Source organism: Thalassoglobus sp. (assembly GCF_048270125.1).
Taxonomy (GTDB): domain Bacteria; phylum Planctomycetota; class Planctomycetia; order Planctomycetales; family Planctomycetaceae; genus Thalassoglobus.
Window position 1 is genome coordinate 330,978 of record NZ_JBLWTN010000002.1, and the last position, 17,336, is coordinate 348,313.

Genomic DNA, 17,336 nt, shown 5'->3' on the forward strand with positions numbered 1-17,336 from the left:
GCTCAGTGATCGTGATGATCTATTGTTATCGAAAGACGACTCTCTCAGAGTCGTCTTTTTCGTTTCCCAATCGTCGGGAAATCTCTCACCCTGCTTCAATTGCTCGTTCGCCGATGCTATTGAATTCAACAGGGTAGTTTTCCCGTTTCGACGTGGTTAATATCGCAGTGTTCTCGAGGTTTTACTTCGCGAAATCATTTGAATTGCGAATCTATCCCCCCTGTCACCGTCATTGTGAACGGACAGGATTCTCCCTCCCAAGTGGCACTGTCTCACGTCGAGGAGGGCGAACCAAGCTGATATTCCCCAAAGGACATTTGGACTTCAAAAGGATCTTCGACCCATGGCAAATAATTTCATCTTCACTAGCGAATCGGTCAGCATGGGGCATCCGGACAAAGTTTCGGATCAGGTTTCCGATGGCGTGCTAGATGCATTGCTCGAGCAGGATCCCAATTCTCGCTGTGCCTGCGAAACTCTCTGCACAACCGACTTTCTGATGCTGGCGGGTGAAATTCGCACCAGTGCCGACGTTGATTACGAAGCAGTCGCTCGCAAAGCTGTTCGCGAAATCGGTTATACCAGCGACGACATCGGCTTCAATGCCGATACCTGCGAAGTTTCTGTTCGACTGCATCAGCAAAGTGCCGATATCGCGATGGGTGTCGATACTGACGGTGCCGGTGACCAAGGTTTGATGTTCGGTTACGCCTGCGATCAAACCGAAGAGCTTATGCCGTTACCAATTGCTATTTCGCACCGAATTTTAAATCACCTTGCAGATTTACGATTGAAAAACGACGTTGACTGGTTGCTCCCCGACAGCAAAAGTCAGGTCTCAATTCAATACGAAAACGGTAAGCCTGTCGGCATCACAGCTGTTGTTTTGTCAACACAGCACCGTGATACAGTGAATCAAAAACAGATCGAAGAATATGTTCGCGAGAACGTCCTGTCAGCGACCGTTCCAGCTGAGCTTCTCAGCGACAAGACGCAATACCACGTGAACCCAACCGGTCAGTTTATCATCGGTGGCCCTCATGGCGACTGCGGATTGACCGGACGAAAAATTATCGTCGATACTTACGGCGGCTGGGGACGACACGGTGGAGGTGCTTTCAGTGGGAAAGACTCGACCAAAGTCGACCGATCAGCAGCTTACATGGCTCGCTATGTTGCCAAGAACATCGTCGCTTCCGGATTGGCCAGCGAATGTGAAGTTCAGCTTGCCTACGCAATTGGTGTCGCTGATCCTGTGAGTATTCGAGTTGATACCAACGGGACATCAACCGTCGATGAATCCAAGCTGGAAGCAGCCGTTCGCGAAGTCTTCCCGCTCAATCCAAAGGGAATCATCGAACACCTTCAGCTCCGCCGCCCTATCTTCCGCGAAACCGCCCACGGCGGCCACTTCGGTCGAACCGGAGACGCCTTCACTTGGGAAAACACCGACAAGGCAGAAGCTCTCAAAAGCGCAGTCGGTTAATCTCAGAACACCGGACGCCATTAAGTTTCAAAACAGCACACTCTCAAAAGTGCGCTGTTTTTTTACGCGCAGCCCATTCAGTGCCCAAAGAAAATTCTCTGACTTCAGGAGAGTGTTTGTCAAAAGTTGACGGGACGGCAAAAAGGAAGTCTTGGCTTGTGTGGAAATCTTTTGGCTGCGGATTTCTCTCACGCGATTTTCGACTCCATCGTTGCACAGTTGGACGCTGAGAAGCGTGATGAGACTGTGTAGCTGGCGGATGCTCGCGCAAACGACCTATTCTACCCAGCCGCCGAGCGATAGGTGGCAACACGACGGATGTTCAGACCGAGAGCGCGCAAGGTTGCCACATAGGTGATGTTCCCCATTCGTCGAACTCACAATCGGGCCATGCCCATCTGGTATTTGAATCGTGACATGGTTGCTTCGACTCCAGCCCACCATCGATAGCGGTCGCGAAATTCGTTCCCTCTTCCCCTTAATCTGCGTAGTCGAAGACGGATGCGGTCGTGTGTGTATTGGTAGCGTGCTGAACTACGTCCTACTGATGATGCTGGGCGCCGATCCTTGTGAGGACAGCGTTCATATATCTCCTTCGAAAAAATCACCTGGAGACGAACTCCAGTGGCGCTTGTCTCTGATGGCTGCTGTCCAGTGGGACAGCAGCTGGTGCATCCGTTGTTATCGGCCTCAAAGTCTTCAAGTGTGAACTTGCCCTGCAGCTTTCCCTTGGGCGTCTGCGCCGGAGAGACGGTTTCAACATCGCGCTCACGTCCGTTTTCGATGCACTCGGTCGATCCATAGTGCGAGTGGCAAGAAGTTTCTACGGCTTGATACCACTTTGCTCAGTGTCATCGAATGCAGGAGACAGAGCGGCTTTTTCATGCATCGTTAACGGATCGACAGCCAGGTGAGTGATTAGATCAGGTTTGGCGTGTTTGAGGCGTCCGGTTTCTCTGAATCTTCTTCGTACGTTTCCATGATCTGCACGAGATAGCCTGTGTCACGATGTTTGTTGTAGCGAGCATCAGGATCAGCGGGATGATCACGCCATCACATTCCGTCTTAATTGGTGGTCGTACAGTGGCGGGCGCTTCACCGGAACCAGAAACCTCAGACTGCTCGTGAAAGAGTTGCAGCAACAACTGGAAGCTTTCCAAATTCGAACATTCCGCTTTTTGAAAGAGCCCGATGAGCTTAAAGACATCTTCGGCAGCTTTCATGATCCGCTTTCTTGACTCTCTCGGCCGTGTGTCGCCAAAGCAACCGTTACCTGTTCGCGTGACATGCTTGCGAATGACTTCTTGCTCGACCAATAAATATTACTCAGGATGCATTCGTTTGAGTTCTCGAAGAAACTTAGTCGTTGCCTGGACCAAAATTTCCAGTCTCGTTAATCCACGAATGGCTGATCGCACCGCTGTGGAATCAAGACGTTGCTTGCTTATGTCGACGCCGATCTCCTCAATGAGTTTGTCTGTCAGCGTACGGAAAAGAACTTGATCAAGGCCAGCATTCAGCACTTTCTTGCGATAGTTGCGAAGCGTTCGTTCGCAGAGGTAGGCATCAGAGTCTTGTCTGGTATCCAAAGCATAATTCCAGACGATATTCAACGTGATTGCTTCGGTGGTTTGCTGATCGGTGAAATCATGGAGTTGCTGAAGAATCAACGCACCCAGCGCGACGTGGAGATCCTTCGTCGGACGCCCAAAATTATCGTGAAATTTGGTAGCAAGTTTGCGGACGGGAAGCTGCTTCAGCAAATAGTCCTTAAAAACTCCGGACCAACTCCTATCAGGAAGACGCCTTCGCTTGAGCCCGAGGTATTCCTGAGGATCGAACAGATCGCCGCTGTGATGGTCGCGTAGAGTTAGCATGCTGCGAGTTTAGAGCGGAAATAAATCCACGCGACCCCAACCATCCGGATTTTTGCCGCCCCGTCAACTTTCAATAATATCTCCTTTCGGAGATATCCGCTTCGCAAATCACCTCCACAGCCAGGCGAACCGGTTGAACGTGAGAGGTGTGATGTCGTGTCTACGAAGGTTTAGATTTAAAGAAAGGTGATTCACAATAGACGTAGAAAGGATAGCATAAAATAAGAGTTGATACAATCACAGATACGTCGTATTTTATACTGTCGACTTCTAATACTTGCCTTGCGAGTTGGGCTGTTAGGAATTGAAGTTTTCCGTGAAGAAGGTAAGCGCTGTATGACATCGCTCCTAGCGTGATGAATGGTATTATGAAGTACTTTAAATGTCTATTGTCTACCATGTGATTAAACCACTTGTCTTGAGGTTTAACCAACCACATGCAAATTGCGAAGAATGCAGAAAAAGACAACCAAGATGGGTTAAAGCCTCTTGATGCCGCAATCATGAAAGACATGATCCCAGTGATAAGGATGAAAACGGCGATCACTGACGCAAACTTCGAGGGTCTGAAATTGTCGTTATCCAGCGACCATCCTCGGTCTAGCACAAAAAAAAGAAAGCCCCCTACTGCGAACATTGGCCAGAATGGGATAAACAGTCCAGACGCAAGCAGTAGATCCATTATTGAAAATGGAAGACATATTGCTGTAATGAAAGCCAATGTCCAATAGAACCGCTTTCGAGACAAATTTAATGCAATCGCGACGATACAGTAAAATTGAACTTCGATAGCTAAAGTCCAATAAACCGCATTAATACTTGTGAACTTTTCTTGGAGGCTTCTTACGTTTTCTACCGGCCATAAAGCTTGGGTGAGAGTAGCTAAACGCATCCATTCAAAGATGTCGTATTTCAAGAAGCCATAGTTAATGTTGTTTTTTGATGTAGGGGCATGGTAAATTCCTGTCTTTAACGCACTTAAAATTTCTATGCAGAAAGGGAGGGCGGCAACAACGGCAATTGAAAACCAGAAAGGTGGGTAGATGCGTCTAAATCGTCTCCACAGAAAATTTGCGGTACCTTCACTTTTCCGGATTGTGCTTCTCGCTGACGCAGTGATACAAAATCCCGAGATGACGAAGAACATCGGGACTCCAAGATCACCACGTTTAAAAAAATTGTGAAGGTGTGGCCAGGCCTCTTGGAAACTCTCAGAGAAGTGGAAATGGAACGCGAAGACCCACAAAGCGGCAAGTCCACGAAGCGGATCGAGTAGAAAGAATCGCATGGGAGGGGCTTTCTCGAAGATAACTCGTTAACACAATCACACATCACTTCGTACATGAACGCTGAGATACTTGTCGTTCAGCAGCCAAGGTCCAGTGTCAGATTTCTCATAATGAAAGTTGCTTGTAACTCGATGCGAATTAACGAATCATATTCCATGTGAAATAAAGAGGAAACGGCCATGTTCATGTAATTTTCCCTATTTGAATATTGATTTGTACGCATTCAACCTGAATCATCGCTTTCGTTGTAGACGCGGAGCTGATAGACCTCTTGATGTCTTCGTTCAGGGCCGCTTGCTGGCAGATTTTTATACCTACGTCTTCTATCTTGTGATAATCCTGGTAAGCACGGATACTTCAGTAGTGACTCGTTCATGCAAGGTTTTGGCTTGCTCGGCGGGTAAGTGGAAATTCCGGATTTTGACTGACCTCTACGGTTCTTCTAACCGGCAAAACTTTCAGCATTGTACCGAGTAATCCATTGCTGTGAGACTCGCCCCGAAAGCCCCACCGCCATAGCGTTCGCTGAAGCTTTCCAACCTTTCTTTTCATTGTCAAGATCGCAATTTGCATTTGCTTCGCCCGCAAGACATAATTGAACCGCTTTAGCTCATTCAGCGGAAACAAAGACCTCACCCGCATTATGACCTCTCTGTTTGTAAGGATCGTCGAGGTGCAATAGGTGTTTTAGGGGATCACAGTAGAGTACTTTCTTTTTAAATTTGGGATGCATATCGCGTTCCCGGGATTCCCGAGCAAGTGAGTAGGGTTTTCGTCAACACCACCTTGTCTTCACTAAAATCTTTTCGTGTTTCTTGTGTTCGTGGAAAGTGCTTCTCACTTGTGGGCTTGTAGTTCGTCACAAGGCAGGAGCCGAACACCAATCCGCAAGATGTTGTATCGCAAATCCAATATTGGTCTTTACACTTTTCCTCAATGATTGCGTCTTCAGTGGCACCTTTAAAGGTTGTGGAGCACTGCTTTGATGGTTTTCTACGGTTGTGTTACGGGGCTCTTGTTTGAGTACAGTTCGGCGTAGCAGGCCCACTTGTCTTCTTTGAGGCCGTATGCTTCGATGAACTTCACGTTGAGGTGACTTTCGAGTTCGCTTTGATCGCCGTAACGGCTGAGGATGAGATAATCATAGTGAGCATCCTGGAGTTGGAAGTATTGCGGCATGATTTGTGCCAGAAGTGTGGTTCGACCTGAAGCGACGAAGTCAAATGCAAATTGTGTGTCTACGGCATATACGCTTTGAGCAGGCATGCTCTGGATAAGGTCTCGTGCAAATCGGGGTGAATTATAATTCGGGTCGTCCAGATGGGTCAGGTGGACAGCAAGTGTGCGCAGACCTGACCCAGGCAGGAATACAAAAGCACATACGCTGACAACCGCGAAATAGAACGGCCAACTGTTACTTCCTTCCATTTCTGGACGAGCACTCGGGTGAGGTGTCTCTTCATTCTTCGTGGCACTTGTGAGTTCATGGCTGTGGTCCGGCGTTGCCAAGTTGGGAGCAATTCTTTGGCTTGTGACTCTATCCAGTAAATTGAACAGCTGTTCGATGGCCACTCCGACACTCGGAAAAGTAAGAGCCGCGAAGTAGACCCAGTATCCCAGCGTCGGATGATGTGTACCGACGGCGACAGAAAGGATGTAAATGGATGACCACGCGCACAGACAAACGGCGAGCAGGTGAGTCTTCGCGGACCGAATGGCATGCAGGCTCGTCATTGCCAAGCCGACCAGCACGACAATCGCTTGTGGGGTTCCAATGTGTGCCCAAAGATGCCGGGCGTGGTACTCCATCGATTCCAGCGGAAAGATCGCGCGCTCCCAAAGTGGAGAGCCGTAGTCGCTGAGGAACTGATTGGTGAATTGTACGCGAAAGACTTCCGGATGCATGGCGATGAGCGGAATCCAAAGAGAGCAAACGAGTCCTGCAACCGCTCCAAGAATGAGAGGATTTCTTAGACGCTGCCAGCCACGTGAGCAAATCGCAACCCACGCTGCAGCTTGAATCGCGTAGACAATGGCAAACGGATGGGTCAGACCACCCAGTCCGATGCCGAGACCTGCCAGGAAAAGACTCTTCACATTTCTTGTCTGTTGCCATTTCAACAGTATGAGAATGACAGCGATCCCAAATGTCGCGCACAGGATGTCTGGTCGTGCCGTGGTGGCGGGAAAGTAAAACCACCGCGAAATTGAAAAGATCGCGACCGTCCAGAGCGAGGCGATTGAGGAAACACCGATTTCGCGGCACAGACGGTAGACCAGCCCCAGCAAGACGACTCCCGCGAAGGCGGATGCCAATCGAGCCGTTCCGTAAACTGCGGGGAAAATCAGGTAGAAAGGGGCTTGATAATAGAAGTAGAGTGGGGGTTCCGAGTACAGAGCTTCGTCGGCGTGGTAGTACACAGATTTTGAGTTGCGTGCGGGAACGTGGGGGAGTTTTGGGATACCGCTATTCAGTATTGTGAACCCCGGGACGGCGTAGCAGTCTTCATCTTGTCCCCCGGGTTGCAAATACATGATGGGGATGCGGAGAGCAAGAAACGCAAGACAGATCAGAGATAAGAGCCACTTGTCCTGACAAGTATTCACAGTTTGCCCTCTGTCTCGTTGGCCCGGTGGAGTACCGCAGGTACGAGAGCATTTTCGATGCGCGTCGTGCCCGTGACGTTCACTTCCATGACTTCTTAGTCTGCTCTTCACGAAGCAGGCATCATGACCAATTTTGCATTGGCTGAAGAAGCACGAAAGTGTCCCAGAAATTGTGCATGACCAGGGCAGAATGGTCAAGCAAAGATTTAGAAAGCTTCAATGAAGAAAGGGGGTGAGCTGCGCGATATGACTCGGGACTAGCGGAGTTCTGAGGGATGCACAGGCTTCATGAAAAGTTTGGACAGTTGTCTCAGCAACTCTGAGCTATGCCTGGCGACCACTGTGCCGAACAATATTCGACGATGTGAGAGCGAATTTTATGAGGCTGGCAGGAAGCGGGGCAGCATGTCGGTGAGTTGGTCGAGTCTCTCTTACAGGTCGACCTTTGCCCAGTAGAGGCGTTTTCGGTCGCCGGTTTCTCTGAGGCGGGTGAGTAAGGTTTTGATCGAAGGTTGAATGAATTCGTTCGGGCCGCGTTTCATGTTGAAACGCACCTCAATCCGTTCGTCGAAGTCGACCAGTTCCGGTGCCAGCCAGACTGTTGCTCCGCTGCCTGGGACCTGGACGTAGACCACATTTCCTGGTGATGCCTTCCCAAAGATTGGCTTCGCCTTGCGCTGTGAATAGATGTCTGCTGGGAAGAGGTCATCTCGGAGTCCTTTGGCGTCGATCCAGTTGAAGCTGTTTTCCGATCGCCGCATTGTTCCAGCTTCAAACTCTTTGACTTCGGAAAGTGATGGACGTTGCTGCAGTTGCATCCATGCAAAGATTTTTTCCTGCTCCTCGTAGTAGGACTCATAGCCACGACTTTTGTAGACGCACAGGATGACATTCTGGCGATGTTTCATCATCGTGTTCAGGACGTTTGCGTTTGTATCGAGTGTGGTTCGATCGCGATCTCCATTTACGAGATACCAGCTGAGATCTGGCCCGTTTTCCCAGTAGTAATTGCAAATTTTTCCGCATACGCCAGTGATCGGAATCACCCCGGCGAACCAGTCTGGTCGAGACATTCCGATATCGAGGCAGGCGTCTCCTCCCATTCCATGGCCAGCAAGGTACACACGGTCTGAATCAATCCGATAGCGTTTTCTAACGTCCTGAATGGACTTCGTCACGACTTCATGCGCGGTTGTGTTTCCTCCATACGAAGTGGCGTTCTCGTCGCAGTAATTCGGAGCGATGACGATATAACCTCGTCGCTGTGACCAGCCTTGTTTTTGTTGATTCCCTCCCCACCAGTTAAGGGTTTCGTTCTCTGTACGGCCGCCTGCACGCAACACGACCAGCAGCGGGTACTCGCGGTAGGGTGAATAGCCGGGAGGAAGCATGATCGAATAACTTGTTGGAGCTTCGTCTGCGCTGACAGGGACGACTCGCTGATCGATTTGACCGGGGGGAAGGAAGGGCCCCAGAAGTGGCGGCGGAAGCAGGGGAATCATCTGAACGATACGTTCCATTCCGATAAATTCCAGTCCGGTCAGTTGTTTGATTAACGCGTCGTCTTGGAGTGGGTCCTCGGCATTGCGTAGATATTCCAGAGTCAGAAAGCGAGCTTCCCAAAGAAGTATCGCTTCGTTCAGGTCAAGGATGGCATTTGCTTCACCCAAGACCCACCCGCTATAGGCCAGCGCCAGCTTTTGGTCGGGAGTGAGTGAATCATCAACTTTAGATCGCAGGAATGGATTGAGCCGATCAATTGAATCGATTGTCAGTTCAGCAAGAAGCTTTGCTCGCAACGAACGAAGTTTGTCGGCCTGCTTCTCATCGATCTTTGCCTGCAGCATATCGAGCATGAGGACCACCTCGTCTCGTTTCTGTAATGCTTCCTCGTACTCGGCGAGTATTTCTCGCGACGTTCTGTAAAGCGTTCCGCTCACCTTATCAATGGGAGTTGCTTTGGCAAAAGTCATCGCGAGTTGGTGTTGTCCGGCTTTGCGACGAGAATCGATTTCGTGAAAACTTTCTCGAGCGCGAGCTTCATAGATTTGGCTCCGGTATTCCTCTGCCCAGCTTTTTAATTCGGGAAACTCTTCCGAGATTCGATCGAGTTCCGCTTCAGCCTGTCTGAGCATTTTGGCCTGAACAAAGAAAACAACCGCAGCTTTTCGCTCGTTTGGATCTGAGCGATTAGAAGCTTGCTCGATGAGGGACAGCAGAACCTCAGGCTGCAGCGTGTTGGTGTCGAGATAGTATTCCCACTGGTGAGTGAGAGAATCGACTTTGAACGAGTTGGGACGGAGTTCCGTAATTCCCTGAATGATTGGGGTTCGTTCCTGATTGACAGTCAGGAAAACCGTCCGCCTGCCAAACTGGTCAAATGGTTCGACTTGTGAAAAGCCACCGACAGTCGATGGTCCCGCTTTGCGGCTGGAACGCTGATGTTTCAAGTCAAATGTGATCTGTCTTGCGAGGTCATCGCTTTCTAGAACATCCTCAACAAGTAATCGATTGACAAAATATCGGCGTACGTCGTCGTCAACCATCCAAAATTGATCAATGCGGACGTTCCCTTTGACGTTTCGGTTGACCATTGATGCAGTGAGTCCCGGAACTTTGACAGCAGTTCCGTCGAGCAGAGTTCCATCTTTCAGTAAAACCTCATCGGCTGAAGCGAGTTGGCTCATCAGGAAGAGACAGACGCTCAGCAGGGTGAGTTCTCGCAAACCAAAGGTGACGAGGTGTTTCTTTTGGACGTTCTGAAGGGTCAGCATTTCAGTTGTTCCAAGATTCATCAGGTAAGAACATCTTCAGCATACATTGTTATTGAGGAGAGTTGCCACCAATCAGTGGTTGCTTATGATCTTGGCGTGCATCACACATCGACACCATTTAGGGCAGTTTGCTCTATCGTGTGCCCGCGAAGAACGCGTTTCATCAATAAAATCGCTGTTCGCCACGAGGCTGAACCTGTACACCAATTCGAAAGATCCTCCAGGCACGCCGAATCTGGTGAGAAGGTATGGAGTCCCCTTCAATCTATCGTCTTCATCATTCGCGAGATGATGCCGAATTGCCAGGAGTTTTATACCCTTCGCAACGTTCTGCCGGATTTCGTTGAACAGCGGAACTCTCCGCTTCGTAACAAACAGGAAGTTTAGGGAAGAGGTTCGGGTTCTCGCTTCACGATTTGCTCTCTGGTGCAAGCAAAGAAAAGTTGCGTTTGAGGCATAAGTTCTTTTTTGGAATGGGGTTACGGATTTTGTGACTGCCTCCTCGCGGATTTTGATGAACTTTATCAAAATAAAAATGAGCTCCGATGCATCTTAATAGCAGGTGAGGGGAAGTATTTCGTGGAACCTGATGAGTCAAAACAGCTTGATCCTGCTCGTTTGACGAAGTGGCACAATGAATACTTCTCTCAATTGTCCGCTTTTTTGTTTGGCCTGTTACGTAACCACTCGCTGGTTGAAGAGACTGTCCAAACGACTTTTACGAAAGCGTTGTTATCTGGAGGAAATGTTCAGCCGGGTTCGGAGAAAGCCTGGTTGTTTCAGGTTGCGTATCACGAAGCGATGGCTGTTCGTCGCAAGGCCGGAATTCATAAGCGAGCCGTCAGTCGAGTAGAGAATCAGCTGAGGGCGACTGAGAATTCAGGAAGTCATTCAAAATCGAGGCCTGATGAAAATCTTCTCCAGTCGGAAACCGCCAAAGAAGTTCGCGCCGCTCTGGATGAACTGCCGGGAAATTTACAACAAGTTGTCTCCCTGAGAATCTACGAAGAGAAAACATTTCAGCAAATTGCTGATGAATTAAAGCTCCCTTTGGGAACCGTCCTGACGCGAATGCGTTCGGCATTACAAAAACTTCAGGTCGTTTTGAAACGCGATCTCGATCAATAAGTGCGATTCCAACTGACCGGGATCAGCAAAGTGATACTGATAGAAGAATCATGTCCGAGACCAACCACAATTCCGAACTGTTGCTTCAGGCACATCGCTATTTCACCGATGAAATGCCCGCAATTGAGCGTGCAAAATTTGAGGCAGGACTCAGTTCTAACCTCGCTGCCCAGGAAGCCTTGGCGGATGTCGTTTTGATTCAGCAAAGCCTGCAGTTGAGTGAGACCAAGACCTCTGTCACCTCTTCGCACACGAATGCTGTTTCGAACCTGCGAACTGTTTCAGGTGAGCAGTCTGCTCCGCATGCCCGGCGAAACATTGTTCGAATCGCAGCACTGTTGACGACATCCCTGGCTTTATTCGTTGTTGTCGTGATTGGTCTGATGGATCAAGCATCGACTTCAACTTCGCAAAATGTCGCTGAGGTCAGTTCAGAGAATCAATCAAAAGACCTCGAAGCGATGGCATTGTGGACGCTGATGAGCACTGACCAGCATCTGTCTGCGGAGTCAAATGAAGAGTCGAATTCAACACTCGCTGCGATGGAACTCGATGTTCCTGATTGGATGTTTGCAGCTGTTGAAGCATCCAGCCTCGAAGGCGATCTGGATTTCATGGATCATGAAGAAGATGGAGAGACCTTATGATTTTGCCTCGTCTTCTTCAAATTTGCACGAGAAGATTCACTGGCTTGTTTGCTGCTGGCCTGTTGGTAACTGTGCTGTTGACGCAGGTGAGTGTTGAGTCTCTTTTCGCCCAGCAGAAAGTTTCAGAACGTGTCTCGATGACGCCAGAGCGCGAAGCAGCGGCGCTGGCTTTTGCGAAGGAGCATCACGGCGAGCTTTCTTCCCTGTTGTCACAACTCAAAGAGATGTCTCCCGGAAAGTATGAGTCAGCGATCTCGGAACTCTTCCGCACCAGTGAACGCTTGTCGCGATACAAAGACCGATTGCCTGAGCGTTACAGCATGGAACTGGAACTCTGGAAGATCGATTCACGCGTCCGTTTGTTGGTAGCCCGTTCTGCCAGTGGAATGGAAGAAGAGACACGCGACCAGGTGAAGAAATTGCTGATGGAACGAAACCGGCTTCGAAAAACACTCTATCAAGCCGAGCAAAGAAAACTTCAGGAACGTCTCAATCGATTAGAAGAACAAGTTGCTCAACTGGAAGCTGAAAGTGAATCGATAGCAGATCGCGATCTTGATCGCTTAATGAAATCGGTTCGTTCGCGATCGATCACGCGTAAGAAAACGGTCAACTCGAAATCGCAAACGAACGCGAGACAAAAGGGGCCGACCCAGAAAGAAGCTTCGCAAAAAAAGAAATCTGCTTCGAGTCAAAAGTCCCCACCAGAATAAATTGAATCGACAAAGATTCGTTTCGCTGATCTTCGTCAATTGAAAAGGTTTTCAATGAACTCCATGAAACTCTCTCTCCTGATCCCGGTTTTCGCGGTTTTTGCCGCCTCGACGTTGCAGTCGATCGATGCTGCGGAAACGATCGAAAGTGTTCGTCAGCGATTTGAAGGTCAAAACGTTGAAGAAATCCCTGACTTCCAAAAGCACGTGGTCCCAATGATGGGGCGCCTCGGGTGCAATGGTCGTGCATGTCATGGATCGTTTCAGGGACAAGGTGGCTTTCGCCTCTCTCTGTTCGGCTATGACTTCAAAATGGATCATGAAGGGATGGGCGAGCGAATCGACTTGGATAAGCCGAGTGAAAGTTACGCACTCCAGAAGGCGACTCTCACAGAGACCCACGAAGGTGGGAAGCGAATGGATGTGGGGAGTTGGGAATACAATATCTTCTTGAACTGGATTAAGGGCGGAGCGAAACCAGTCGAGAGCCCGATTGAACTTGTCGAACTTGTGGTGACTCCCAAAGAAGTTGTCTTTTCTGGGAAAGGGCAAACAGAACCTTTGAAAGTCATTGCCGTTTGGAAAGACGGAACTCAAGAAGATGTGACCGTCATGTGTCGCTATACCACCAATGACGACATGATTTGTTCGATCAATGAAGATGGAGTTGTGTCGTCGGGAGAAGTTGGGGATTCACACGTTGTGGTCGCTTACGATAAAGCTGTCGTCCCGGTTCCTGTACTACGACCCGTTTCAGATCAAACGGGAGATCGGTATCCGCAAATCGCTGGACGGACTGACATCGATCAGCATGTGATTGCAAAACTGCGAAAGATGGGCATTGTTCCATCAGATGTATGCGATGATACGGAGTTCTTGCGACGGGTCAGTCTCGACATGACCGGCACGCTGCCGACTCCGAGCCAGGTTCGTGCATTTTTGGCTGACAGTTCTCCGAACAAGCGAGAACAGAAGATTGACGAACTCCTTGAAACTCCTGCTTACGCTGCCTGGTGGACAGTTCAGTTGAGCGACTGGACAGGCTGTTCAGATGCCTCTTTGAATAATGTCAACCCAGCTTCGCGTCAACGTGGTAGTCAAGATTGGTACGACTGGATTTACAAACGGGTCAATGAAAATGTCGCCTACGACGAGATCGTAGAAAATATTGTCGTCGCCAAAAGTCGTCAACCCGGTGAAAATTATCGTGAGTATTCCGAGCGCATGAGTCATTATGCTGCTGACAAAGACGCGTCCTTCGCGGACCAGGAAGGGCTCATCTATTTCTGGGGGCGAAACACATTCCGCCAAACTGAAGACCGCGCCATTGGGTTTGCTTACACCTTTATGGCAACACGAATTCAGTGTGCCCAATGTCACAAACATCCATTTGATGTTTGGACGCAGACTGATTTTCAGGAATTTGAACAGTTCTTTGCCCGGGTAAATTTCGCCAGGAATGGGTCTGACCGCGCGGAGTACAACAAAATGATTAAGGAACTCGGACTGGAAGGTCTGCGTGGAAACGATCAGCGACGAGCGGTTGAAAAAGCACTCAATGAAGGGAAGACGATTCCATTTCCGGAACTTGTGATCAACAAACCTCGTATCAGCCCGGCCGCCAGGAAAAAACAGCAAGCCGCAAAAGCGAAAGGTCGCAACGTGGCGATGCCTGGGAAATCTGCCAAGCTTCTGGGAGAGCAGGTCGTCGATGTTGATAACGTTGATGATCCACGAACTGCTCTGATGGACTGGCTTCGCCAAAGCCCAACACAACTCTTTGCGAAAGCGTTCGTTAATCGCGTGTGGGCCAACTACTTCAACAAAGGCATCGTCGAACCGACTGACGATCTCTCACTGGGGAATCCTCCGAGTAACGAAGCGTTACTCAATTACCTTGCACAAGGATTCATCGACAGTGGATACGACATGAAATGGGTTCACAAACAGATCTGTCTATCCGACACCTATCAGCGATCATGGAAACCGAATGAAACAAACATTCAGGACGAGCGAAACTTCAGCCGTTCTGTCCCGCGACGTCTCCCTGCAGAAGTGGCGTTCGATGCCCTCACGATGGCGACAACCAACGATGCACGTGCAAAAACGTTCTCCAGCGATTTGAAAGGTCGTGCCCTGACACGGACATCACCTCCACGAAATGCAAATTCTGGAGCCGACTATGCACTGGCGGTCTTTGGACGTTCAAGTCGCGAAAGTAACTGCGATTGTGACCGCTCATCTGAAGCAAGTCTGCTGCAAACTCTGTTTGTCCGTAACGACCGGGAGACGCTGGAGATGCTCGATGGTCGAGGGAGTTGGGTCGCGCAATTGACCGGTCGGAAACCTAATACAAATAATGCTTCCAACAATCGACAGGATAATCGTCGACAAGCGGGCGAACAGCAGTTTAAGAATCTCATGCGGCAACTGGTGAAAGCTAAGAAAGCCAAGGAGACCGAGCGAATCGCTTTGTTAGAAAAACGAATTGCGAATGTCGAACGACAGCTTGACAAGCTCCCCAAAGATGAGCCGGAAGCGAAGAAGTCAGCTGACTTTGTCGCAGACCAGGCAGTGGAAGAGGCGTATCTCCGCACCGTCAGCCGCTTTCCGACTGAGCAGGAACGGGAGATTGCATTGAGTTATGTCACTGGTTCGGAAGATCCGGGAGCAGGGCTCAAAGATTTGATGTGGGCGTTGATCAACACGAAAGAGTTCATGGTCAACCACTAATTCGCGACTTCAAGACAAAGTATTCATCGAACACAACTCATTTTCATACAGACACTTTTCAAGGAATTCTAAAATGGCTTTACATAAAACCTGTGATGGCCTGGCACGGCGTGACTTCCTCAAGGTGGGAGCAGTTGGCGCTTCGTCGCTTTCATTGGGCTCGTTTCTCAAGATGAGCGAAGCAGGGCAAGTCAACTCGGCCGCCAAAGCGAAGTCGGCAATCTTCATCGACCTGCCCGGTGGTCCGGCGCACAGCGATATGTTTGATCTGAAACCGAACGCGAGCGAAGAGTATCGCGGAGAGTTCAATCCGATTCAAACGAAAGTTCCAGGGATTGAAATTTCTGAGCACCTGCCAAAGCTCGCCTCTGCGATGGACAAGTTCGTCATCTTACGTGGAGTCAGCCATACGTTGGCTGCTCACCGTCTGGGATCAGAATACGTCAACTGTGGGAACCGACCGCTCCCTTCTCTCTCGTTTCCGAGTTACGGTTCAGTCGTCACCAAAGAAATGAGTGGTCCGGCAGACTTACCACAGTTTGTCTCTATTCCCCGGTCGTCACAAACTCCGGGCTATCTGGGTGTGAAATACGCTCCGTTGCATACCAATGCAACTCCTAGCCCTGGTCGTCCATTTTCAGTCCGAGGGATTACTCTCGGGAATGGTCTGACTGTGACTGATGTCGAAAAACGACAGGGACTTCTTAACAATCTGGATACAGCTTTCGCTGGATTTGAGAAAGAGAATCAGCTTCTCGAAGGTCTGGATCGTTTCTCTGAGCAAGCCTATTCGATGATCACATCCAAGCGTGCTCGGGATGCCTTTGATGTGAATCAAGAGAACAAACAGTTCGCTGCTCAATATGGTGAAGGAGCATTCGGCCAAAGCTGTTTGCTTGCAACCCGACTTGTTGAGTCCGGCGTTCGCTTTGTGACAGTTTCCACTGGTGGATGGGATACTCATCGCGATAACTGGAATAAGCTCAAAACAACACTCTTGCCGAGTTTCGATGAAGGTCTTTCAGCACTCCTCAACGGGCTGCATGAAAAAGGTTTGCTCGAATCGACCGCTGTTTACGTGACTGGCGAATTCGGACGAACACCTAAGATTAACACCGAACGTGGTGGTCGCGATCACTATCCTCGCTGCATGTTTATGCTGATGGCGGGTGGTGGAATTTCTGGTGGACGAGTGCTTGGTGAATCCGATGCGAATGCAACGGAACCGCTCAACGATGGATTCTCTCCAGACGATGTCGCGGCTTCGTTCTACCACAACCTGGGGATTGATCACACCAAAGAGTACAGCACCAATACTGGTCGACCTGTGATGATCGTTCGCGAAGGAAACGTGATCGAAGAGCTGTTCGCTTAACAGATCACTTTCACTTGAGTTCTTATTATGTGCACTGACTCTGTGCATGGATTAGCACCGCTCATTTGAGAGCGGTGCTCTGGCGAACTGCGCCAACATCGTTTTGCTTGAAGAGAATGATCTTGTGCGGAATTTCTTTTCCGACAATTCAATTCTCGGAACTTTTTCAGCATCTTTCGGTTTCAAGTGGTGTCCACTTTCCCTTTCCTTCTCTTGGAAGAATTTCAATGAAAAAAGTGCTCTTTACGATGTGCCTTGCGTTGGGCGTGGCAGTGACTGCTCTCTCAGCAAATGCTGAAGAAAAACCTAAGGGTGAAAAGAAACCCGACCTCGAAGCGGTTTTCAAAAAACTTGACAAGGACAAAAGCGGCGACTTGACACTGGAAGAGTTCAAAGGCAAACGAGACGAAGAAAAAGCAAAGAAAGCCTTCGCGCGACTCGACAAAGACAAGAACGAAAAACTCTCGCTCAAAGAATTCAAAGAGCGAGGAGAGCGCAAGCCAAAACCAAAGACTGACAACTAAAACAATTCCAACATTGGACTTCACGTTCTGCTTCAAGGCGAGCAGCCTATGAAGTCATAAACAGGTTTTCGAAGCAGCGGGATCGTCCTTAAAGGATGGTCCCGCTTTTTTGTTATGATTGCTTTCGTCAGCCATATCAGTTGGTTGGTGAAATCGGCTGCGTGAATTGAAAATTCATAGGGA

Annotated in this window: 11 protein-coding genes; 7 read left to right on the forward strand and 4 right to left on the reverse strand. The window is 49.4% G+C overall.

Going from position 1 to position 17,336, the window contains the following annotated elements; genetic code table 11:
• Positions 1 to 343: 343 nt before the first annotated feature.
• On the forward strand, positions 344 to 1,486 hold the full coding sequence (metK, locus tag ACN0YR_RS03600) for a methionine adenosyltransferase (protein ID WP_417847825.1): 1,143 nt from the start codon (positions 344 to 346) through the stop codon (positions 1,484 to 1,486).
• Between the two features lie 1,322 nt (positions 1,487 to 2,808).
• Here the strand turns inward: metK and ACN0YR_RS03605 are convergent.
• From ACN0YR_RS03605 to ACN0YR_RS03620, 4 genes are all read right to left on the reverse strand, one after another.
• Positions 2,809 to 3,363: a transposase gene (locus ACN0YR_RS03605; RefSeq protein ID WP_417847826.1), complete on the reverse strand. Its 555-nt coding sequence runs from the start codon at positions 3,361 to 3,363 to the stop codon at positions 2,809 to 2,811.
• 160 nt (positions 3,364 to 3,523) lie between these two features.
• On the reverse strand, positions 3,524 to 4,651 hold the full coding sequence (locus ACN0YR_RS03610) for an acyltransferase family protein (RefSeq protein WP_417847827.1): 1,128 nt from the start codon (positions 4,649 to 4,651) through the stop codon (positions 3,524 to 3,526).
• A 994-nt stretch (positions 4,652 to 5,645) separates the two neighbouring features.
• Positions 5,646 to 7,259 carry an ArnT family glycosyltransferase gene (locus tag ACN0YR_RS03615; RefSeq protein WP_417847828.1) on the reverse strand — a complete coding sequence of 538 codons (1,614 nt, stop codon included), beginning with the start codon at positions 7,257 to 7,259 and terminating at the stop codon, positions 5,646 to 5,648.
• Between the two features lie 431 nt (positions 7,260 to 7,690).
• Complete coding sequence (locus tag ACN0YR_RS03620) at positions 7,691 to 10,033, reverse strand: alpha/beta hydrolase-fold protein (RefSeq protein WP_417847829.1); 2,343 nt, start codon at positions 10,031 to 10,033, stop codon at positions 7,691 to 7,693.
• Positions 10,034 to 10,612: 579 nt separating this feature from the next.
• On the opposite strand from ACN0YR_RS03620, the gene ACN0YR_RS03625 reads away from it, so the two are divergent.
• From ACN0YR_RS03625 to ACN0YR_RS03650, 6 genes are all read left to right on the forward strand, one after another.
• Positions 10,613 to 11,161, forward strand: coding sequence for an RNA polymerase sigma factor (locus ACN0YR_RS03625; RefSeq protein WP_417847830.1), 549 nt, complete (start codon positions 10,613 to 10,615; stop codon positions 11,159 to 11,161).
• A gap of 50 nt (positions 11,162 to 11,211) precedes the next feature.
• Positions 11,212 to 11,808: a hypothetical protein gene (locus ACN0YR_RS03630; protein WP_417847831.1), complete on the forward strand. Its 597-nt coding sequence runs from the start codon at positions 11,212 to 11,214 to the stop codon at positions 11,806 to 11,808.
• A complete protein-coding gene (locus tag ACN0YR_RS03635; RefSeq protein ID WP_417847832.1) occupies positions 11,805 to 12,521 on the forward strand; it encodes a hypothetical protein in 717 nt (238 codons plus the stop codon). Before ACN0YR_RS03630 ends, ACN0YR_RS03635 begins: the two co-directional genes overlap by 4 nt.
• Before the next feature lie 54 nt (positions 12,522 to 12,575).
• Positions 12,576 to 15,254, forward strand: a complete 2,679-nt coding sequence (locus ACN0YR_RS03640) for a DUF1549 and DUF1553 domain-containing protein (RefSeq protein WP_417847833.1) — start codon at positions 12,576 to 12,578, stop codon at positions 15,252 to 15,254.
• A 73-nt stretch (positions 15,255 to 15,327) separates the two neighbouring features.
• Positions 15,328 to 16,629: a DUF1501 domain-containing protein gene (locus ACN0YR_RS03645; RefSeq protein ID WP_417847834.1), complete on the forward strand. Its 1,302-nt coding sequence runs from the start codon at positions 15,328 to 15,330 to the stop codon at positions 16,627 to 16,629.
• Positions 16,630 to 16,856: 227 nt separating this feature from the next.
• The gene (locus ACN0YR_RS03650) at positions 16,857 to 17,153 is read left to right on the forward strand and encodes a hypothetical protein (RefSeq protein WP_417847835.1); all 297 of its coding nucleotides are present in this window, start codon (positions 16,857 to 16,859) and stop codon (positions 17,151 to 17,153) included.
• Positions 17,154 to 17,336: the final 183 nt, after the last annotated feature.